Below are 21,101 nucleotides of genomic sequence, written 5' to 3'. Positions count from 1 at the left end.
CCGCTGGGCGCTGCCCCACCTGGCAGGCCTCGCCCCCGACGCCCGCGACACGGCGTTGATCGAGGTCGTCGGAACCTCGGTGGCGTCACAGGAATCGGTCGTCGCGGCGCTGGCGCTCGCGGCACTGGCCGAGGACCCGTGGGCCACGCTCTGCCGCGCCGCGAGCCTGGGCGGCGACACCGACACCGTCGCCGCCATGGCGGGCGCCGTCCTCGGCGCGACCCACGGCGGCGAGATCTGGCCCGCCGCCGCGGTCGCCACCGTGGAGCGCGTCAACGAACTCGACCTCGGCCCGCTCGTCGGGAAGCTGGTCGACCTCCGCACCTGAAGCAGGAGCACCGTTTCCACCACCGTCGTCTGGAGACAACCATGGCCACCTCGACCCGCGGCGCGCTGAGCGCCGTCGAACAGCGCGGCATCGAGCCCGTGCCCGGCACCGACCGCAACGGCAACCCGCTCCAGCTGTTCTGGGTGTGGTTCGCCGCGAACATCTCGATCCTCGGCCTGCCGCTGGGAGCCACGCTCGTCGCCTTCCAGTTCCTCAACATCTGGCAGGCCCTGGTGGTCGCCGCGGTCGGCGCGGCCGGGTCGTTCGCCGTGGTCGGCGTGGTCTCGGTCGCCGGACGACGGGGTGGCGCGCCGAGCATGACCCTGTCCCGCGCGGTCTTCGGCACCCGCGGCAACGCGGGCCCGACCCTGGTCGCCCTGCTCTCCCGCCTCGGCTGGGAAACGGTGAACACCACCACCGGCGCTTTCGTCCTGCTGTCGCTGTTCACCATCGCCTTCGGCACCGCGACCGAAGCCAAGTCGGTCCCGGTCCTCACGATCGTGGCGATCGCGGTCTTCGAGCTGTGCACCCTGCTGGTGTCCGGCCTCGGGCACGCCGCGATCCTGGTCATCCAGAAGTGGGCGACGTGGATCTTCGGCGCGCTCAACGTCGCCGTCGGCGTCGTGCTGGTGGCCACTGTGGACTGGTCGGCCGTCGCGGCGATGCCCGCGGGCCCGATCACCGCCGTGCTGGCCGGGATCGGCGTCATCGCGGGCGGCACCGGCATCGGCTGGGCCAACGCGGGCGCGGACATGGCCCGCTACCAGAAGCTCGGCGTGAAGGCGGGCCGCCTGATCAGCGCGAGCGCCGCGGGCGCGGGCATCCCGCTGGTGCTGCTCATCGGGCTGGGCGCGCTGCTCACCGCGGGTGACGACTCGCTGGCCTCCGCGTCGGACCCGGTCGCCGCGATCCGCGACCTGCTCCCCCACTGGATGGCCGTGCCCTACCTGGTCGCCGCGTTCGGCGGACTGCTGCTGTCCAACCACCTGTCGGTCTACTCGGCCGGGCTGACCACGTTGACGCTCGGCGTGCGGGTGCCGCGGGTGTACGCGGTCGCCCTGGACGTGACCGTCACGTTCCTCGGCGCGATCTACTTCATGCTGATCGCGGGCAACTTCTACGGCCCCTTCATCACGTTCATCTCGCTGCTCGCCATCCCGATCACCGCGTGGCTCGGCGTCTTCCTGATCGACATGATCAAGCGCAGGCACTACGACCCCGAAGCCCTGCTGGACATGACCCCGACCGGCGCCTACTGGTACCGCGGCGGCGTGGAGTGGCGCGCCCTCACCGCATGGGCGGTCGCCATCGTCGCGGGATACCTGTTGCTGGCCAACGGCCTCAGCTCGATCGGCTGGATCGTCACCTTCGTCGTCGCCGCCGCAGGCTACTCCGCGTTCGGCGGTGCCCGTGCCTGAGCTGATCTCGACCGGCAACGTGATCGTCGACATCGTGCTGACCGTCGACCACCTCCCGGAACCAGGCGGCGACATCATCGCCACCTCGTCCACGATCACCGCGGGCGGCGGCCTGAACACCCTGGTCGCCGCCCGACGAGCAGGCCTCCGGACCGTGTTCGCGGGCCAGTACGGCACCGGCCCGATGGGCGACGTGGTCCGCGCCGCCCTCGCGGCCAGCGGAGCCCGCGTCATCCAGTCCGGTGTGGACGACGCGGACAGCGGCTACTGCGTGGCTTTCGTCGACGCGTCGACCGAACGCACCTTCATCACCACCGTCGGCGCCGAAGGCCACCTCACCCGCGAAGACCTGGACCGCGTACCAGTGGCCGACGACGACCTGGTCCACATCTCCGGCTACAGCCTCGCCCACCCCTCCAACGCCGCCGCCCTGACGGCCTGGCTACCCACCCTGCCCACGACGACAGCGGTCCTCTTCGACCCCTCCCCCCTGATCGGCGACCTGGACCCGGCCACCGTCGACAAGACCCTGCGACGCACCGACATCCTCAGCACCAACGCCCGCGAAGCGACGATCATGACCGGCTCCCCCACCCCGGCCCACGCCGCCGCCACCCTCCTCCCCACCCTGCGCCCCGACGGTCTGGTGGTGGTCCGCGACGGCGCCGCCGGCTGCTGGCTAGCCGGCCCGTCAACCGACCCGGTACTCGTACCCGGCTACCCCGTCAACGCGATCGACACGAACGGAGCAGGCGACGCCCACGCGGGCGTACTGGCCGCGGGCCTGCTCTCCGGCCTGACCCCACCACAGGCAGCCCGCCGCGCCAACGCGGCCGCCGCCATCGCCGTCACCAAACCCGGCCCAGCCACCGCCCCGACCGCCGCCGAGGTGGACGACTTCCTGCGCGACAGGCCGTAGACCGCTGTCGCGAACCTATCCGCCTTCCGATCCAGCACAACGCCTACCCGAGGGCGACGTCACTCCTCAGGTGGAGCCATCCGCTTCTGCCGATGAGAGAAGGCAAGCCTCCTGGACGCAACCGCGCGGTCCGGCCACGGACTGAGAGCCCGTTGGCTACACCTTGCTCGCCACCACCATGTAGTTCTCGGCCTCGAGGTCGAACGTGCTCGTTTCCGTCCGGAGTCCGACCCGGTGCAACTCGGCTTCGAGTTCTTCGTATCGGTAGGGCCAACTCGACAGCAGTTCCGAGTGGGCAAGAACCGACCCAGCCGTATCCACCTGCACGATCGCGATCTCGATGTGGTGCTCATCCTCCCAGTTCGGCGCGATGTCCCAGCGGTACACCACGACGGCATCGCGACCGTTCCGGCGGACGAGTCGGTCGCTGATGTCCAGCCGGGAACCCCTGGCCCTCACGAGTTCCCAAGTGCGGGAGGTGAGCACCAAGCGCCCGCCACGGCGCAGAAGCCGTGACATCGACTCCAGAGCGGCAACTCTGCCTCGCGCGCCCTCGGCGTGGTGCAGCGAGTTGCCCACGCAGAACACCATGTCGAAGGTGTCGTCCTCGAAATGGTCGGGCAACTCCTGCCAGTCCGCCCGCACTGTCCGGACGGATGCCCTGAACTCCTCGGCCAACTCCGCAGTCCGACGAACCATCGCTTCGCTGGCGTCGGTCGCGACAACGCGCATGCCAAGACCGGCGAGGCCAACCGCCAACTGTCCGGTCCCGCACGAACAATCGAGGACGTGAGCGTTCGACGGCAGAAGACCGAGGACGTCGTCGAACGACGCGGCGAACTCGGCCGGAGCCAGCTTCGCATCCGAGATGAGCCACTCGTACACCTCGGCAAGCGCGTTGTAGCTGCCCACAACCAGTACCTCCGTCACGCGGCACACTCACGGTGGCCATCAGTACATCAGCGGAGCAAGTCGGTCACCACTGGTTTTCGCCAGGGCAACGCGTCCGCGCATGCCGATGAGCGATGGCGAGAGTTAGGCCAACCAGCGCGGACACCAGCTATCCGGTCACGATGATCACCTTGCCGAAGGGATTGCCGGACTCGTAGTAGCGGTAGGCCGCGGCAGCTTCCTCGAAGGGGAACACCCGGTCGATGACGGGCTTGAGACGATGTGCCGCGATGGCGCGGTTCATCTCGACGAACTGGGCCCGGCTGCCCACAGCCAGCGCTCGCACTGTCGCCGCTGTGCCGAACAGCAGCCGGGAATCGATCGAGGGCCACGTGCCGGAAACCGACCCCACAAAGGCGACGTGCCCGTCGACGGCGACCGACCTGAGCGACCGCTCCACCGTCCCGGCGACGTCGACGACGCGGTCCACGCCTTGTCCCGCGGTGAGTTCACGGACGGCGACATGCCAGTCCGGGACGTCGCGGTAGTTGACCACCTCGTCGGCGCCCAGGTCGCGAAGGCGCTGCTCGTTGTCCGCGCGGCCCGTCGTGGCGATCACCTTGGCGCCCAGGAGCTTGGCGAACTGCAGTGCGAACAGCGACACGCCACCCGAGCCGAGGGTCAGGACCGTCTGCCCGCGCTGGACCCCGCGACCGTCGCCGGTCAGCGCGTTCCAGGCGGTGACGGCGGCGCACGGGAGCGTTGCGGCCTCCGCGTAGGAGAGGTGTTCCGGGATCGTCACGAGCGCCGATTCCGGGAGGACGGCGAACTCGGTCAACATGCCGTCCAGCGAACCGCCCAACTGCGGCAGGTGCGAAAGCCGGAACGGACCATCCGACCAACTCGGGAACAGCGTGGCGGCGACCCGGTCTCCCGGACCCAGCGATCGGACGCCCGTGCCGACGGCGACGACCTCACCGGCGCCGTCGGAGATCGGGATGACATCGGGCTTGACGGGCAGGACGTACTGGCCGCGCAGCACGAGGAGCTCGCGGAAGCTCAGGGAGGTGGCGCGGACCGCCACCAGGACCTCGCCAGGTCCCGGACTCCGCGGCTCATGACTGCGGAGGGACAGTCCGTCGACCCCCGCGCCGGAGGTGACGTGATAACTGCGCACAGCAGGCGGCAACGTCACGATCAGCCTTCGATGAACTGGTAGTCGGTGCGGATGCGACCGTCCTGGTCGAGGACGAGGACCTCCAGGCCGACGCCGGCCACCTCACCGTCGGAGGAGACCATCTCCCAGGTGAACTTGACGACGTCGTGAAGCCTGTCGGCGTTGCCTCGGGAGCTGAAGGTGAAGGTGCCCGGCGCGACGAACTCCTCGTGGGCACGGGTCACCCGGAACTCCAGGGCGGCATGCCCTCGAGCTTCGAGAGCGGTGGCGATGAAGCCGAGCCCTTCGACGGCCTGCCGGATGTCCTGCGGTGGCCGCAGGACGTGCGTGGCGTCGTCGGCCCAGAGTTCGCGGATGGTGTCGCGGCGCACGTCGGCGTCCGGCTCGTTCCAGACCGCGACGTAGCGGTCGGTCAGCTCCTGCGGGTCGATGTCGGCCATGACGAGTCCTCCGGTTGGCATGATCGGGTTCGACCACGACTCTGCTGCCACGCCTGCTACCCGGCAATTCCCCGCAGGGAATCGTCGAGCAGCGCTCGCGCGGGTAGACAGGGACGGTGATCACCGGATCGAGGGATGGGTTCGCCGACGCGTTGCGCGCGTGGCGTACCAGGCGACGCGTGAGCCAGTTGGAACTCGCCGCACGCGCCGGCACGACGCAGCGGCACGTCAGCTTCATCGAGAGCGGGCGCTCGGTGCCGGGCCGGTCCATGGTCATCCGCCTGGCCGAATCGCTGGAGGTGCCGATCCGGGAGCGCAACGTCCTGCTCCTCGCGGCGGGTTTCGCTCCCGCCTACCCGCAGACCGGGCTGGACGATCCCGGCCTCGGACCGGTCCGCACCGCCCTGGAACGCATCCTGGCAGGCCACCTGCCGTACCCGGCGGTGGTCGTCGACCGGTGCGGTGACCTGGTCCTGGCCAACACCGGCTTCCACGCGCTGATCGACACCGTGGCACCACAGCTGCTCGTACCTCCGGTCAGCGTTCCTCGGGTGCTGCTGCACCCGCACGGCCTCGCACCCAGGATCGTCAACCTCGACGAGTGGGCCTGGCACGTCATCGACCGGCTCACCGCCGAGGCAGCGCGAAACCCGCACGACCGGCTCCAGCGCCTGGTCACCGAACTCACCGAACTGGTGCCGGGCCGTCCACGCCAACCGGCGCCGGACTACCTCGGTTTCGCCGTTCCACTGCGGCTGCGCTCAAGCGGCGCGGACAACGACAGCGAGCTGCGGCTCATCACGACACTGACCCACTTCGGCACCGCCGTCGACGTCACCATCGCCGAACTACGACTAGAAGCGTTCCTCCCCGCCGACGAGGCGACGGCGGCCATCCTCACCACACTCGTGACCCGACAACCCTGACCTCACCAGAAGTTCCACACAGGCGAACCACTGAGAGCGGACAACCGCGCGACGCAAGCGAGCCTTCTTCGCCGGTCAGCGCGGAGAACGCACAACTGCGGAAACCACCGGTTCGTGACCGACCGAACATCCGCACATGCCGCGGAGCGAGCGTTCCAATCCTCGGGTGCGCGTGCGGTGAGAGCACACCCATGTGCGGCCAGAGGATCTTCACCTCCGAAGAAGATCAAGGGGCTAGAACTCGTTGGAACTCGCTAGCAGTGGCATGACCGTGTCGGTGCGCACGATCGGTCGCCTCGTGGCCTGCCTCGGCGTGAAACCTGCTGGCTTCTGGGACCTGACCGGACGAGGAGCACAGCTCATCAGTTGCAGTTGCCGCGCCATCCAATGGAGATCGAGGCTTATCGGAGGCCAGTGGCGGCGGCATTTCGTTCTGTCGGTTGGCGATCTCGGTTCGTGCCGCCGCCTTAGCCGGACTTCGGGGGGAGGGAACCGAAGGACGGAAACAGGGCTGACCAGCGGGTTCACGCTGGTCAGCCTGGTGGCGGAGGTAAGATTCGGGCTGTCCACGCCCGAGTAGCACCGGCGGGGGCGGGGCTCCGACCCCGTCCCCACGATGGGCATTGCGACGCGCGTCCCAGCCTGCGCTTGGACCACGCCCGCAGTCTTCCCCACAGATCCCAGTGCGGGGCATGATCTCGATCATGAGCGGACCGGACCAGCTTTCACTGCTGTGGGCAGAACACTTGCATGCGCCGTTCCCGCCTTGTCTTCGCGGTCGGGACGTCGACGGCGAAGACATGGTGTCACTGGACGCCGACATCGCGGGCTGCGTCTCCGCTGCGTTGTCAGGGCACCTCGACGAGCGGCACCACCGGATCCTGAGCAGGTGCCTCGTGGCCGTCGCGAGTGTCTTGCCGCTGCTCGGCGACGACGGCGGCGCGGTCGAATACTGGGAACGCGTGCAGGAGATGGCTGTGCTGGTGGTCCGGCTCGGTGGCGTCGAGATCGAATAGTGTCGGCGGGACGCAATACCGACCAGGTCCGGCAATCGGTTGCGATGCAGTGGCTGTCCAAGCCGAGCGGTCTTCCTCAACGGGACGGCGAGCAGGACGCGATGACTACGTCGGCTTTGATCACCTGACCGTCATGTGACCGTGGGTTGTCAAACCTCTCGGTGGGCTGCGGGACGATCACGCGCCCAGGACAACCGCATGCGCTGAACTCGGGGCGGTAGCCGACGTCCACACATACCGATGAGCGGTCAGGTGCGGTGGCCCCGAGCGCATCGTCATCGGTGGCGCGAGCGCCAGCGGCGGTCTCGCGGCAGGTGTCCCCTTGTTGGCACGCCACCGCAACGACTCACCTTCCGCTCAGCAGATCTCAGGCCGTGATCTCGCAGGACGCCATCGCCGCTCGAATGGCGTGGCTGCGCCGTCAGCTAGGGCACGTGTCCCCGGTGAAGCGCTGAGCCCGCCGGTTCCAGATCAGGCCGGGTTGTCGGCACGCGCGCTCCTCGGAGGTGGGGCTCCGGCGCGCGCCGGTACGGCTGGTGAACGCAGGGTTCACCCACATGGTCACCGCTGAGTACACAATGGACTGAGTGGTGTTGGATACACATTCATCCAGGGGGTGTGACGAGAACACGACCCTCGCCGCATGGTGGTGGTTCGGGCCCCGAACTGCTCCTTCAGCGGATCCCCGAGCGCGAGGGCGGCTGTCCTTTCCGGACCTTCGGCGGGCGGATGGCGTGTGGGGGCAGGTCAGGCCGGGCAGTCCGTGGCGGGCCCGGAGCGCCGCAAGCCGAGTCGGACGGTCTCCACGAGCAGTTCGACGATCTCCTCGTGCGTCGGACCGTCGCCCAGCAGTTCCCTCAACTCCCCCGCCGCCGGTTCGGCGTGCGGCAGGACCCGGTGGATCGCCTCCACGAGCACCCGCAGTGCCGGGCCGAGCTGAGCGCCCGGCGCCGCCACGACGCGGGCCGCGAGCACCGCGCGGATGCCGTTGACCCGCAGCGCGCCGCCTTGACCGCGGGTCAGCACGCCCGCGCACACCAATGCGCCGAGCAGGCCGGGGCGGCCGCGGATCGCGCCGCCCACTCCGGAGGACACCGCCAGCGACTCGTCGAGCACGAGGTCGGGCTCGAGCAGCGCGCGCACCGCTTCCAGCGGGAGCCCGCAGCGCTGCAACCGAAGGACGAGGTGCATGCGCACCAGGTGGTGGTCGACGTAGTACGGCGTCCGACCGCGGCGGACGGGCGGCGGCAGCAGCCCCCGCGCGTGGTAGGAGCGGATCGTGCGGGTGGTGCAGCCGATCTCGGCCGCGAACTGGTCCACGGTCAGGAGCAGGGTTCCGGGTCGTCTCCGATCCGGAGTGGGCCCGGGTCTCCTTTCGACGGGTTCGACACTCATGCGGCATCACGCTCCCGACCCTGACGACAACACGAATTATCTTCGGACAAATGCCCGTCAACCATGGTCGGACCCCTCGGACCACACGCCCCAAAAACCCCAGTCCGACCGAGTGTGCCATCCGCCGCATAAGCCGGACATAAGTTGCACTCGAACAGAGCACCCACCCGCGCAGTCCGCAATAGTGCCGTCATTCACGCCTATCGGACCTCGTGGACGCGGTTCCTTCCAGTTCTTCTCCGGAATGGCGAAATCTGATAGGCGGGACCACCCGCTTCCGCACGGATACACCGTGGAACAACATTCTTCCATTGCTCAGGGACAGGGCGATCCGTGCTCATCCTTCTCGATATCCGACTGAACGTCGTCGAAAGGATTCAGCCATGAAGAAGACCCTCCGGGCCCTCCTGATGGGCTTGGCGCTGGCCGCGAGCGTGATCGGGTTCGCTCCCGGCGCGCAGGCCTCCACGCTGCAGGCTGCGCCCGCGGCCGCCGTGGCGGGCGGGCCGACGATCCAGGCCAGCTGGTCGTGCAACGCGTACTTCTACAGCAACGCGGTGCAGTACCTCCCGTGCACGGTCTACTCCGGCGGCATCAAGGCGTACATCAACTGCAGCAACGGCGTCCGGTACATCACGCCCGGCGGCAACGTCTACCTCGGCTCCGGCAGCTGGAACATCACCCTGGTCTGCCCGTCGGGCACGGTGCGGACCGGTCAGGGCTTCTACTCGATCGGCTGATCCCCCTGTCCAGGAGGGCCCTTGCGACGTCCAGGTCGTGGGGGCCCTCCTGCCGTTCGGCTCAGGTCGTCGAGAGCGCGACCGTGGGGGCGAGCCGGGCGGCGCGGACCGCCGGGTAGACGCCCGCGAGCACACCGATCGCGACCGCCGCCCCGACCCCGCCGAGCAGCACGGGCAGGGGCAGCACCGCGGGCCATCCCTGCGACGCGGCGTAGCCCGCGGTCACCGCGGTGCCCAGCAGCAGCCCGAGCCCGCCGCCGATGCCCGCCAGCACGACGGACTCGGCCAGGAACTGGCCGCTGACCTGGCGTCCACTCGCCCCGAGCGCGCGGCGCAACCCGATCTCGCGGCGCCGCTCCAGCACCGAGATGACCATCGTGTTGGCCACGCCGATGCCACCCACCAGCAGCGCCACCGAGCCGAGCCCGACGAACAGCGCGGAGAACGCCCGATCGGTCAGGTGCTGCGCGGCCAGCACGTCGGACGGCCTGCTCACCATGACCTCGTTCGGCCGCTGCGGGTTCACCGTGCGGCCGAGCACCGCCTTCACCGCGTCGACGGCGTGGTCGTCGGCGCGCACGTAGACCGCACCCGGCGTTCCGTCGAACCCGAGGTAGTGCCGCGCCGCCTCCCAGCCGACCAGCGCCGTGTAGTCGATCTCCTCCGTCAGCGGCGTCGCCTCCAGGACGCCGACGACGAGGAACAGCCGGTCCTTGATCCACACCATCGGGTCGGGTGTTCCCCCGCCCGTCTCCACGCCCAGGACGTGCGCCGCCCGCGACCCGAGCACGACCACCGGGTAGCCGTCGTTGGCGGCGGTCAGGAACGTGCCCGCGCGGACCTTCGCGCGCAGCACGTCCAGCAGGTCGAGCCTGCTCGCGGCGACCCGCAGGCCGCCGGTCTCGGTCGGGGGCATCCGGTCGTTGCGGCGCACCGACGCCGAGACCGCGCCGGTCGCGCTGGCCGCCTGGACCGGCGCGACGCGGCGGATCATGTCGACGGAGTCGGCGGGCAGCTTCGCCTTGGCCCCGGCAGCGAGGTCCGTTCCGGGAACGACGGTCAGCAGGTTCGGTCCCAGTGCGGCGATCTGGGCGTTCAGCGCGGCCTGGTTGGACGCGGGGACGCCGACGACCGCGACGAGCGCGGCGATCCCGATCGCGATGCCGAGCGCGGCGAGCACCGTCCTCATCGGCCGGGTGCGGACGCCGATCGTGCCGAGCCTGGCCAGGTCGCCCACCGGCAGCCGCGTCGCGGGCGGCAGTGGCCGGGTCATGCGGCCACATCCGCGCGGATCAGCCCGTCGAGCATCTCCAGCCGTCGCGGCACCGACGCGGCGATCGCCCGGTCGTGCGTGATGAGCACGACCGTCGTCCCCTCGGCGTTGAGCTCGCGCAGCAGGTCCAGCACCTCCGCGCCGGACACCGAGTCCAGGTTGCCGGTGGGCTCGTCGGCGAGCACGAGCATCGGCCGGTTGACCACCGCCCTGGCGATCGCGACCCGCTGCTTCTCCCCGCCGGACAGCTCCGTGGGCAGGTGGTCGGCCCGGTGGCCCAGACCGACCCTGGCCAACGCCCGGTCGGCCTCCCCCCGCCGCTGCCGGGCCCGCAGGCCCCGGTAGACCAGCGGGGCCATCACGTTGTCCCGCGCCGTCAACCCGTCGGTGAGGTGGAACTGCTGGAAGACGAACCCGATCCACCACGCCCGCAGCGCCGACAGGCCGCGATCGGACAGCAGGCTGACGTCGTGGCCGTTGACCAGCACCCGACCGGTGCTCGGCCGGTCCAGGGTGCCCATCAGGTGCAGCATCGTGGACTTGCCCGACCCGCTCGGTCCGACGATCGCGGCCATCTCCCCCGCCTCCAGGCGCAACGACGCGTGGCGCAGCGCGGCCACCCCGCCGAAGTAGGTCTTGGACACGTCCTCCAACTCCAGCACCGGTGTCACGACGCCGTCACCACCTTCAGGCCGTCGGCCAGGCCGTCGCCGGTGACCTCGACGCGCCCGTCGGCGAACATCCCGAGCGCGACCGCCAGGAACCGGCGCGGATCGACGGTCTCGACCGCGTACCCGCCCTCCTTCAGCGCGACCAGCGCCCGCACCGGCACCACCAGCACGCCCGCGCGCCGCTCCCCGTCCAGGGTCACGGTCACCCGGCCCGCGTCGGGCGCCGCGCCCGGATCGTCCAGCGCCACAGTGGCGACCAGCTGGGTCTTGCCGTCGACCTGCTTCGGCCCGACCTCGCGGACCCGACCCGGGACGACCGTCCGGTCGGGAAGCTCGACACCGACGACACCGTCGACCGGCGCGTACCGCCGCTGCGCCTCGTCCAGCACGGCCGTCACCAGCCGGTCCGTGCCGGTGACCGTGACCAGGTCGCCCTCGCCGGGGCCGCCGAGCCGCGCGGTCACGCCGTCGACCCGCACCGGACCCGGCACCACGACCACGTCGCTCGCGGCGAGCACGCCGGTCTGCTTGACGCCCCGTGCCTTCTGCCACTGCCGGAGGGCCCGGACCGTGGTCCGCCCGAACACGCCGTCGACCTGGCCGAGATCGGTGAACCCCAGCGCGAGGAGGTTCTCCTGCACCATCCTCACGTCCTCGCCGGGCTTCGCGCCCTCGGCCAGGTCGCGGTACATCGGGATCGTGCCGAACAGCAGGGGCACGCCCACCTCGTCGACGGCGTAGAACTGCTCGCCGCGGCCGATCACGGCACCTGGTCGGGGCAGCGAGGTGATGGTCCCGGCCTTCCGCCCGGCCAGTGGCGTGGTCGCACCGTGCCCCAGAGCCCCGTCGACCTTGATCCGGTCGACCAGGTCGGTCCTGGTCACCGCGGCGACGGCGGGCGGGGTGGCCGAGGAGGGCGTGGCATGTGGGCGGGCGGCGACCTCGGTGAAGGCCACCGTCCCGGCGGTGCACACGACCACCAGCGCGCCCGACAGCACCAGCAGCCTGCGGTGCCGTCGGCGTCTGAGCACGTTGGGCCCGACGGCGGTCTCGCTCATCGGGAGCTCTGGGGCAGCGGGACCAGACCGGTCTGGAGGTCGCACTTGCGCAGGGCCGCCTGGACCTTCGGGTCGGTGCCGTCGACGCCCTCGGGGAGCTGGGTGACCCCGGCGCCGTAGTCGCCGGCGTCCGGCGACGGGTCGGGGTAGGCGATGCCCTCGTCGCGCATGCACTTCGCGACCGCGCGGGCCCGCTCCAACGCCTCCGCGTCCATCTTCGCGGGCGCGCCGCCGTCCTTGATGAAGGCCTTGCACTTCTCCAGCGCTTCCTGCTGCCTGCGCTGCTCGTCCGGCGTCAGGGAACTCCGGTGGTCGACGGTGCCGCTCGATTCGTCGACCTCGACTTGCGAATTCTCCAGATCGGCGCCGTTGTCCCTCATGCACCGGCTGAACTCGTCGTCCATCCCCGACGAATTCGCGGGGGCGTTCGCACTGGATGACGTCCGTCCGCCGTTCACCGAGGCGACGTCGTTGCGCGGTTCACTCGAACAGCCCACCACCAGTACGGCTGCCGCTCCCATTAAGAGAATTGCTCGCATTCGCCACACCATCAGAGCCTCCGTCCAGAGTTCCCAGATGGCGTCCAGTACTACTCGGCGACCGATCTCCGAGCCGTAAGCGTGACACTTATGGCGCGCTTACGACCGTTTACCGCACACTGGGCCGGTGCGAGTACTGGTGGTGGAAGACGAGGAAATGCTGGCGGAGGCCATAGCCGAAGGACTCCGGCAGCAGTCGATGGCGGTCGACGTGTGCTTCGACGGCGCGGACGCCCAGGAGCGGGTCGCGGTCAACCGCTACGACGTGGTGGTCCTCGACCGCGACCTGCCCGCGGTGCACGGCGACGAGGTGTGCCGGGGCATCGTGAACTCCGGGGGCGAGACGAGGGTCATCATGCTGACGGCGGCCCGCGACGTGATGGACCGCGTCCACGGCCTGGGCATCGGCGCCGACGACTACTTGACCAAGCCCTTCGCGCTGGCCGAACTGGTTGCCCGCGTCCAAGCCCTCGGGCGGCGGGCGCGGCCCGCGCTGCCGCCGGTGCTGCGGCGGGACGGCGTGGAGCTCAACGCGTCCCGCCACCAGGTGCTGCGCGACGACAGGTTCATCAGCTTGTCCCGCAAGGAGTTCGCCGTACTGGAGGTGCTGATGCGGGCCGAGGGGTCCGTGGTGAGCGCCGAGGAACTGCTGGAGCAGGCATGGGACGAGCACATCGATCCGTTCACCAACGCGGTCCGGGTCACGATGATGACGCTGCGGAGGAAACTGGGGCAGCCCGCCGTGATCCACACCGTCCCCGGCGTGGGGTACCAGATGGGCGGCACCGCTTCTCGGTGAAGACCCGGCTGGCGCTGGTCGTCACCGGCCTGCTCCTCGTCACGGGAGTGGTCCTGCTCGCGACGAACTACCTCCTCATGCGCAACGCGCTGCCGTCGGCGACCCCGGAGTTCGTGACCAGCTCGGACGGCGAACTGGTCACGGAGGTCCCCACCGACGCAGGCGGCCGCATCGAACCGGTGAACCAGGCGGAGTACCGCGCCGAAGTGCTGAACACGCTGCTCGTGCAGTCCAGCCTGGCGCTGGTCCTCACGGCCGTGCTCGCGCTGCTGCTCGGCCGGGTGGCCGCCAACCGCATGCTGCGGCCGGTGCACGCGATCGCCGCGACCGCTCGCAGGCTCAGCGCGGACAGCCTCGACCAGCGGATCCGCATGCCGGGACCGCGGGACGAGATGACAGAACTGGCGGACACGTTCGACGAGATGCTGGCCCGCCTCTCCACCTCGTTCGAGGGGCAGCGGCGGTTCGTGGCCAACGCGTCGCACGAGTTGCGCACCCCGCTGGCCACCCAGCGCACGATGGTCGAGGTCGAACTCGCCAGACCGGGGGTCTCCGCGCACATGCGCGGCCTCGGCGCGCGTCTGCTGGCCATGAACGACCGCAGCGAGGCACTCATCGAGGGGCTGCTGGTGTTGGCGAGCAGCGACCGCGGGTTGGAGGCCAAGCACGACGTGCGGGTGGACGAGATCGTGGCGCAAGCCGTCGGCGTCCTGCGCGGCGCCGCGCGGGACGCCGGACTCGACCTGCGCCTGACCACGCGGCCACGCGTCGTGCGCGGCGACCGGGTGCTGCTGGAACGCCTGGTGGCGAACCTGCTGGACAACGCGATCAAGTACAACTCGGGCAGCGGCGTCGTGTGGGTGGAGGTCGGCGAGAGCCCGACGCTCACCGTCGCCAACACCGGCCCGGAGGTCCCGCCGGAAGCGACGGACCGCCTGTTCGAGCCGTTCGTGCGGCTGCCACGCGACCGGACCGGAGCCGAGCGCGGCGTGGGGCTGGGGCTGTCCATCGTCGCGTCGGTGGTCAAGGCCCACAGCGGCCGCGTGACCGCCGTGCCGCGTGAAGGTGGCGGCCTGCGGGTGTCCGTGGTGCTGCCGTGATCCCGACCTGTGCCGGGTCCTGAGCGCTGTGCCTGCCGAAAACCTCATCCGCGCAGGTGGGAGAGAGGCCGCCGAGCAGTTCTACAACTCGCACAGGCGGCATCCTCGACGAGTACCACCACGCCGCCTGACCAGCACGGACGTAGTTTTCGGCAAGCACAAGGCGCGGGGCACGCCGAGTTCCGGGCTGGCAGCGTCGTGGACGACCTGTCGGACGTCACGTGGGCCGGGAGGCTCCGCGCGTGCCCCGGCCGCGCGGTCAGTGCCGCTTCGCCTCGGGCAGCGTGTGCCGGTTGAACATCAGGTCCCGCAGGACGTCGTCACCACCCTCCACTATGGACACGTACCGCATGTCCCGCACCAGCTTGCCGATGTGCGAGTCACCCGTGTACCCGAGCGCTCCGAACATCTCCGAGCCGACCGACGCCACCTGCCAGCCCGCCTGCCCGGTGAACATCTTCGCCGTCAGCGCCGACTTGAGCGTGCCCTGGCGCAGGAACTCGGCACCGGGCGAGGCGCCCAGCGCGATCGAGTCGAAGTCGCGGCCGGACGCGGCACACTGGTTGCGCATCACCCCGATCGACATCTCCACCTGGCCCATCTTCGCGGCGAACACCGCGTTGTTCAGCAGGGTGGAACCGCGCAGCGGCTTGGTCTTCGCGTAGTCGATGGCCAGGTCGCGGATCCGCCGGGCGACGCCGATGGCCGTCGAGGCGATCAGCACGCGGCTGGCGTTGAGGCCGACCTCCAGGACGCGCAGGCCGGGACCGTTCAGGGCGTTGGCGACCGGAACCCGGCAGTTGTCGAAGCTCACCTGGTAGGTGCCCGACGCCCGCAGACCCACCACGTCCCAGCGGCGGACGACCCGGATGCCGGGGGTGTCCCGGTCGACGACGACCGCCACGTGCCCCGACGGGTTCTCCGCCGACTTGGCGATCACCACGAGGAAGTCGGCGAAGTCGGTGTTGGTGGAGAACCACTTCTCCCCGTCCAGCACGAGTTCCGCGCCGTCGCGGACGGCCGTCGTGGCCGTGCGGCCCAACTCGCTGCCCGCGTCCTCCTCGCTGCCGAGCGTGGCGCCGAAACCGCCGCGCTCGGCCATCGGCACCAGGTAGCGCCGCTTGAGGTCCTCGGAGCCGTACAGCCACACCATGTTCGTCGCCATGATCGAGATGAACAGGGTGAACGCCACCCCCGCGTCCCCGTAGGACAGCTCGGACACGATGTCCACGCTCTCCTCCAGCGGCACGCCCCGGCCACCCAGCTCCGGGGAGAGCCACCAGTTGGCCAGCCCGGCCTTGGCGAAGTCCTGGTAGAGCGGCAGCGGCATGTCGCCGAGCGCGTCGAGTTCGCCGGTGGCTCCGACCAGTCGGTCGCGGGCGAACTCCCGCACCTGCTTGAGCACGTCGTCGGTCATGGCGGATTCCCCTTCACACCAGGCGTTTCGACGGGTCGCGCAGCACCTCGACCAGGCCGCGCAGCCCGGTGTCGAGCTGGGCGATCTCGGCGTCGGTGAGGTGGATGGACGGCTCGAAGCGGATCGTGTTCGTGGCGCTCGCGGTCGGGAAGAGCCGGATCCGGTGCTCCCGCAACAGGTATCCGGCCACGGCGTAGCCGAACATCCCTGCCTTGGCCTGCTCGGCGACCGCGGGCACCGGCGAGCCCGACTGGTCGTGGAACTCGAGGCCGAGCATCAGACCGCGACCGCGGACCTCCTTGACCAGGTCGGGGTTCTCCGCCCGCAAGGCCTCCAGCACGGCGGTCAGCTTGGCGCCCAGCGTCGCGGCCGTGCGGTACGCGCGACCACCGTCGGCCTCCAGGAGTTCCAGCGCCTTCAACGCGATCGTGCACGAGTAGCTGTCCTTCGCGAACGTCGAGCTGTGCACCAGTTCGAAGTCACCGCGGTAGAAACCCTCGCGCACCAGCATCACGGCGGCCTTGGCGACACCGCCGCCCAGGCTCTTCGAGAGCGCGTAGTAGTCCCCCCGCAGCCCGATCTGGGAGCTGGCGAAGAACGCGCCCGCCCGACCCATGCCGCTCTGCACCTCGTCGACGACCACCGGCACGCCCGCGGCCCGGCAGGCGGTCGAGATCTCCTCCGCGAGATCGGCGTCGACCTCGCGGATACCGCCCTCGCCCTGGATCGGCTCCAGCAGGAACGCCGTCACGATCGGCAGTTCGCGCTCGGCGAGCCGCACCACGCCGTCGACGACCTCCAGTTCGTACAGCCGGACCCGCTCCTCGTCGAGGATCTTGCCGACCGCGCCGGGCTCGTCGAACGGCACGAACCGCGCCGGACGGGCCAGCGCGGTGAACGGGCCGCGGTAGGCCGGGTTGTGCGTCAACTGCGTGCTGCCGACGAGCTTGCCGTGGAAACCGCCCTCCAGCGCCAGGAACACCGGCGGCCGGGCCGCCTTCTCCGCGTTCGCGCGAGTCACCTCGGCCACCAGCGCGTCGAAGTCCCCGGCGGGCAAGCCCAGGGCGCGGTAGGTCTCCTCGGCGACGACGGCGGAGTCCGCCACGGCCGCGCGCGCCTCCTCCAACGACCGCTCCACCGCCTCGACCGCCGCGACGACCTTGTGGCCGCGATCCAGCTCGGCGTGCTTGACCGCCGCCTCGACCGCCTCGGCACCGCTGTTGGCGAACACCGCGTAGTAGGGCTCGGAGACCCCGAACTCGCGGTGCAGGATCGCGTTCAGCTCGGAAGCGAGCCGGTTCGCGTAGGGGTGCCGGGAGAACTGCGCGTGGATCGGCGTCCCCTCCCCCAGGATCCTCCTCGCCACGTCGACCACCTCGGGGTGGTTGTGCCCCAACATCACCGACCCGTAGCCACCGGCGAAATCGAGCACCGGGAACTCGGAGCCGTCCGCCTGGTTTTTGGCGAACAAAGTGTTGCCGCTCGAACGAACGTATTCGACGTCCAGCCCGTAGTCGGTCAACCAGCCGAGCATCGTCGGTTCGGCCAATTCGATCGCAGAATTATTCACGCTGTCCCTCGTCACGTCCGAGCACCCAACACGGAATGAGGTGGAGAACTTCTGGCGATGTGATGCTAACGAGACTGGGCGAATTGAGCGGGAACGAGGTGGTAATCGGCCGGAGAGGGAGGCGATGAGTCGGCGGTTACCCGATAGTGCTCGGCTCGGACCAGTCACGCCCGGCAGGTCGTCGGCAGGCGTCGCGGGCCCGGACGTGCCGCTGCCCCCCCGCCGGGGGCGCGGGGGCAGCGGGCGGGTCGGGGCGGAACTAGGTGGCGCGGAGGGCGGCGGCGGATTCGGTGAGCATCCGGCGGTCGAGGCAGAGGAGCATCCGGACGTACTCGCGGCGGGCGTCGAGCTCCTGGTTGGGGATGAGCTGGAGGGCGACGGTGCCGTCCTGGGAGCTGCCCTGGTCGCCGTCGGCCTTGGTGAGGAGCAGTTCGAGGAGGCGGTCTATGGCGGCGTCGGACAACGGGTCGAGGGTGAGGGTGGTGGCGTGCTTGTGGCCGCCGCTCCACGCGGGCCTGCGTTCGACGAGTTCGGTGCGGGCCGCGGCGATGACCAGGAGGGGGACGGGGCCGACCGACTCGGTGAGGTCCTCGATGAAGGCGAGCAGGCGGTCGTCGGCGCAGTGCAGGTCGTCCACGACCATGACCAGGCCGCGGTCGCGGGCGACGGCGGCGACGAGGTCGCGCCAGGCGGCGGTGGTGTCCTCCTCGGAGGCGGTCGAGAGCGGGCAGGCGGGGTCGACGAGGCGGAGGAGGGCTCGGGTGCGGCTGGGACCGAGGTAGCCGCGGACGGTGGCGGTGACCTTGTCCTTCGCGGACTGGAGGCTGTCACCGCGGGCGATGCCGCAGCAGGACGCGAGGATCTCGGCCTGCACGGCGCGGACGCCGTCCTGGTCGGGCCAGTACGCGTGGGCGAGGACGAACTGGCCGGTCGTCGGGTGGCCGACGACCCTGCGCTGGAACTCGACCAGGAAGCGGGTCTTGCCGACGCTGGCGGCGCCGAGCACGGTCACCAGGTGCGGGGTCGTGCGGTGCACGGCGCGGTCCATCAGGCCCCGCAGCAGCTCCAGCTCCGGTTCGCGGTCCACCACGGGCATGGAGTGGTGGGCGATGGTCTCCTGGCGGGCGCCGTCGACCTGCCACAGCGGGGGCGTGTCGCCGACGCGGTGGCAGAGCACGACGAACTCGGTCTCGGCGCGGGTCGCCTCGGAGATCCACGTCTCGCCCGAGGGCACGTCGCCCAGCAGCCCCTGGCACTCCTCCACCGGTGCTCCGGTAATCGTCACGGGTGCGCCGTGCTCGGTGATCTGGTGGCGGACCAGCGCCTCACCGGTGGTCACGGCGGCGTGCGGGACCACGCGGGCGCCGCGCACGGTCTCCAGGGAGGCGCTCAGGCAGTCGCGGATGGCGAGCGCGGCGCGGACCGCGCGCTCGGCGCTGTTGCCGATCTGCCGGGGCGTGTCGAACAGGGCCAGCGTGACCGAGCCGATGGAGGCCACGATCGTGCCGCCGAAGTAGTCGACGCCCTCGCGGATGGTGTCCGCGATGCTGTCGAGCACGACGTCGACGTCGAACCGGTCGGCCTCGTCGGTCAGGTCGAGACGGGTGCGCACCATCAGCACGCTCACGTGCTTGCGCTGCGCCGGCACCACCTGCGAGGGGAACGGGGGCAGCCGGACCTCCTCGGCCCGCGCGGGCACGGGTTCCGGGTCGGGCGCGTCGAGCAGGACGGGCCGGGCCGTTCCGGGGAGCGCCACCGCCAGCGCGCCGCTGCGCGCGGCCTCCGGCACCAGCTCCGGCACCCTGCTGACCTGGACGGGTATCGGCGGGTACAGGTCGGGCGCGCTGAACGTGAGCGTCTCGTCGTGGGTGAGGATCGCGTGCTGGAGGGTCCGCAGCTCCCGGCACGGCTCCAGGCCGAGCTCGTCCACCAGCAGCGACCGGACCCGGCCGAACGCGGTCAGCGCGTCGGCCTGCCGCCCGCAGCGGTACAGCGCGAGCATCAGCTGGGCGCAGGAGCGCTCGCGCAGCGGGTGCGCCTCGCTCATCCGCTCCAGTTCCCCGAGCACGGCGTGGTGGCGCCCGCACGCCAGCTCCGTCTCGAAGTAGTCCTCCAGCACGTCGAGCCGGACGTTCTGGAGCACCGCAAGCTCGGACCACACCAGGCCGGTCTCGACCAGGTCGGCCAGCGCGGGTCCGCGCCAGAGGCCGAGCGCCTGCCGGAGTATTCGGCTGGCTTCCTCGTAGTCGTGCGACGACAGCCTGGACCTGCCCTCCTCGGCCAGCCGGTGGAACCCGTGCAGGTCGACCTGCTCGGGGTCGACGCTGAGCATGTAGCCGGGGGTCTGCGTGACCAGGGTGGCGGAGCCCGACGCGCGGCCGGAGGACGACAGCACGCCCCGCAGCCCCCAGATCGCGTTCTGCAGTATTTTCCGCGCCGACACGGGCGCCTCCTCGGTCCACAACGCGCCCAGCAGCTCGCTCGTGGCCACCACCCGGTTCAGATGCAGCAGCAGGAAGCCGAGGGTCGCCCGCTGCCTCGTGCCACCGAGTCCGACGATCCGGTCGCCGTCGAACACCTCCAGAGGACCCAACATCTGAAACCGCATCTACGTTCCCCCAGGAATCCGTTGCGTTCGATTCGATGTCAAAACCACGAGAACCGGTGGCGGCGGAAAAGTGTCACCCGCTGCCACCGGCGAGCGATCACCATGTCGATCGACCTGGGTTCCGTTATCCGCCACACTGGACGAAATCCCGGAACCGGTCGGTATTTTCATCTCCAGCACTACGACCGCACGGTGAACGACAGTGGCCATCGCACGCAGCGCCAAGCCCTTACCCGGCCTCGCCGCCAAGGGCACCGACAAACTGGGAAACACCTTTGCGGTACCGACTTCGGTAATCCGAATCAACGTTTCCCACCGACCTCGCACAACACCCCCAATGATATCAACGGGCGTCACCGGGACGCGAGGGTCCAAACGCCGCCGCGGAACTCGGGCCAAACCTCCCGCCATGGGAGGACCTGTCGAACGCAGGTCCACCCACCTGGCGTTTTGCCCGCGGCGCGCGTGGCGGGAGACGTTATAGGGTCGTGACCCGAAGACGGTTAAGTCCGCATGATTCGGACATACGGGTGACACCCAGGCGGACCACCTCTCGGACGGATGGCGAACGGGAGGTCGCCCGAGCCGGTTCCACGCGCCCCGCACGCACCACCGCGCGGCCGTACCCGACCCCCTCAACGGACGGTTCGGAGGCGGCGACGGGCGTCCGGAGGGGAAACAGGGTTGACAGGGGGCCGGAAACCGCCCTGCCACCAGAGGGGTCGCCACGGCCTGCGGCACCGCCGGGTTCCGTTTTCCCTGTGCCGCAACGAGACCTATGCCCGCCAAGGGAATCCGAATCACCGTGGCGCGCAC

The 21,101-nt window shown here is 70.3% G+C and carries 19 protein-coding genes; 8 read left to right on the top strand and 11 right to left on the bottom strand.

Annotated elements, in window-relative coordinates:
- From ACFWW9_RS39790 to ACFWW9_RS39780, 3 genes are all read left to right on the top strand, one after another.
- On the top strand, positions 1-328 hold a 328-nt coding region (locus ACFWW9_RS39790), incomplete at its 5' end, for an ADP-ribosylglycohydrolase family protein (protein WP_390387790.1).
- A gap of 41 nt (positions 329-369) precedes the next feature.
- Complete coding sequence (locus tag ACFWW9_RS39785) at positions 370-1,746, top strand: purine-cytosine permease family protein (RefSeq protein ID WP_390387788.1); 1,377 nt, start codon at positions 370-372, stop codon at positions 1,744-1,746.
- Positions 1,739-2,665: a PfkB family carbohydrate kinase gene (locus ACFWW9_RS39780; RefSeq protein WP_390387786.1), complete on the top strand. Its 927-nt coding sequence runs from the start codon at positions 1,739-1,741 to the stop codon at positions 2,663-2,665. The genes ACFWW9_RS39785 and ACFWW9_RS39780 overlap by 8 nt, the downstream gene beginning before the upstream one ends.
- Positions 2,666-2,821: 156 nt before the next feature.
- On the opposite strand, the gene ACFWW9_RS39775 is transcribed toward ACFWW9_RS39780, so the two are convergent.
- From ACFWW9_RS39775 to ACFWW9_RS39765, 3 genes are all read right to left on the bottom strand, one after another.
- A complete protein-coding gene (locus ACFWW9_RS39775; RefSeq protein ID WP_390387784.1) occupies positions 2,822-3,595 on the bottom strand; it encodes a class I SAM-dependent methyltransferase in 774 nt (257 codons plus the stop codon).
- 130 nt (positions 3,596-3,725) lie between these two features.
- Positions 3,726-4,733, bottom strand: coding sequence for an NAD(P)-dependent alcohol dehydrogenase (locus ACFWW9_RS39770; protein ID WP_390387791.1), 1,008 nt, complete (start codon positions 4,731-4,733; stop codon positions 3,726-3,728).
- 20 nt (positions 4,734-4,753) lie between these two features.
- Positions 4,754-5,173, bottom strand: a complete 420-nt coding sequence (locus tag ACFWW9_RS39765; RefSeq protein WP_390387783.1) for a hypothetical protein — start codon at positions 5,171-5,173, stop codon at positions 4,754-4,756.
- A gap of 179 nt (positions 5,174-5,352) precedes the next feature.
- On the opposite strand from ACFWW9_RS39765, the gene ACFWW9_RS39760 reads away from it, so the two are divergent.
- Positions 5,353-6,099, top strand: coding sequence for a helix-turn-helix domain-containing protein (locus tag ACFWW9_RS39760; protein ID WP_390387781.1), 747 nt, complete (start codon positions 5,353-5,355; stop codon positions 6,097-6,099).
- Between the two features lie 692 nt (positions 6,100-6,791).
- The gene (locus ACFWW9_RS39755; RefSeq protein ID WP_390387780.1) at positions 6,792-7,115 is read left to right on the top strand and encodes a hypothetical protein; all 324 of its coding nucleotides are present in this window, start codon (positions 6,792-6,794) and stop codon (positions 7,113-7,115) included.
- A 747-nt stretch (positions 7,116-7,862) separates the two neighbouring features.
- Here the strand turns inward: ACFWW9_RS39755 and ACFWW9_RS39750 are convergent.
- A complete protein-coding gene (locus ACFWW9_RS39750) occupies positions 7,863-8,435 on the bottom strand; it encodes a MerR family transcriptional regulator (protein WP_390387778.1) in 573 nt (190 codons plus the stop codon).
- 458 nt (positions 8,436-8,893) lie between these two features.
- Here ACFWW9_RS39750 and ACFWW9_RS39745 point away from each other — a divergent pair, with 458 nt between their 5' ends.
- Complete coding sequence (locus tag ACFWW9_RS39745; protein WP_390387776.1) at positions 8,894-9,250, top strand: hypothetical protein; 357 nt, start codon at positions 8,894-8,896, stop codon at positions 9,248-9,250.
- 61 nt (positions 9,251-9,311) lie between these two features.
- Here ACFWW9_RS39745 and ACFWW9_RS39740 read toward each other — a convergent pair whose 3' ends face one another.
- The 4 genes from ACFWW9_RS39740 to ACFWW9_RS39725 are packed head-to-tail and all read right to left on the bottom strand — an operon-like array spanning position 9,312 to position 12,632.
- Positions 9,312-10,523, bottom strand: coding sequence for an ABC transporter permease (locus ACFWW9_RS39740; RefSeq protein ID WP_390387775.1), 1,212 nt, complete (start codon positions 10,521-10,523; stop codon positions 9,312-9,314).
- A complete protein-coding gene (locus ACFWW9_RS39735) occupies positions 10,520-11,194 on the bottom strand; it encodes an ABC transporter ATP-binding protein (protein WP_390387774.1) in 675 nt (224 codons plus the stop codon). The genes ACFWW9_RS39740 and ACFWW9_RS39735 overlap by 4 nt, the downstream gene beginning before the upstream one ends.
- On the bottom strand, positions 11,191-12,252 hold the full coding sequence (locus ACFWW9_RS39730; protein ID WP_390387772.1) for a peptidoglycan-binding protein: 1,062 nt from the start codon (positions 12,250-12,252) through the stop codon (positions 11,191-11,193). The genes ACFWW9_RS39735 and ACFWW9_RS39730 overlap by 4 nt, the downstream gene beginning before the upstream one ends.
- On the bottom strand, positions 12,249-12,632 hold the full coding sequence (locus ACFWW9_RS39725; protein WP_390387770.1) for a hypothetical protein: 384 nt from the start codon (positions 12,630-12,632) through the stop codon (positions 12,249-12,251). The genes ACFWW9_RS39730 and ACFWW9_RS39725 overlap by 4 nt, the downstream gene beginning before the upstream one ends.
- A gap of 286 nt (positions 12,633-12,918) precedes the next feature.
- Here ACFWW9_RS39725 and ACFWW9_RS39720 point away from each other — a divergent pair, with 286 nt between their 5' ends.
- Together ACFWW9_RS39720 and ACFWW9_RS39715 are read left to right on the top strand one after the other, a co-directional pair.
- Positions 12,919-13,590, top strand: coding sequence for a response regulator transcription factor (locus ACFWW9_RS39720; RefSeq protein WP_390387769.1), 672 nt, complete (start codon positions 12,919-12,921; stop codon positions 13,588-13,590).
- Positions 13,587-14,690, top strand: coding sequence for a sensor histidine kinase (locus ACFWW9_RS39715; protein ID WP_390387768.1), 1,104 nt, complete (start codon positions 13,587-13,589; stop codon positions 14,688-14,690). Before ACFWW9_RS39720 ends, ACFWW9_RS39715 begins: the two co-directional genes overlap by 4 nt.
- A 259-nt stretch (positions 14,691-14,949) precedes the next feature.
- Here the strand turns inward: ACFWW9_RS39715 and ACFWW9_RS39710 are convergent, their stop codons facing one another.
- The 3 genes from ACFWW9_RS39710 to ACFWW9_RS39700 form a co-directional block, all read right to left on the bottom strand.
- On the bottom strand, positions 14,950-16,107 hold the full coding sequence (locus ACFWW9_RS39710; protein ID WP_390387766.1) for an acyl-CoA dehydrogenase family protein: 1,158 nt from the start codon (positions 16,105-16,107) through the stop codon (positions 14,950-14,952).
- 13 nt (positions 16,108-16,120) lie between these two features.
- Positions 16,121-17,692, bottom strand: a complete 1,572-nt coding sequence (locus ACFWW9_RS39705; protein WP_390387764.1) for an aspartate aminotransferase family protein — start codon at positions 17,690-17,692, stop codon at positions 16,121-16,123.
- Between the two features lie 244 nt (positions 17,693-17,936).
- Positions 17,937-20,273, bottom strand: a complete 2,337-nt coding sequence (locus ACFWW9_RS39700) for a BTAD domain-containing putative transcriptional regulator (RefSeq protein WP_390387762.1) — start codon at positions 20,271-20,273, stop codon at positions 17,937-17,939.
- Positions 20,274-21,101 lie beyond the last annotated feature (828 nt).

This window comes from Umezawaea sp. NPDC059074, from assembly GCF_042738955.1.
Classification (GTDB): domain Bacteria; phylum Actinomycetota; class Actinomycetes; order Mycobacteriales; family Pseudonocardiaceae; genus Umezawaea.
This window is presented reverse-complemented; position numbering and strand designations above follow the sequence as displayed.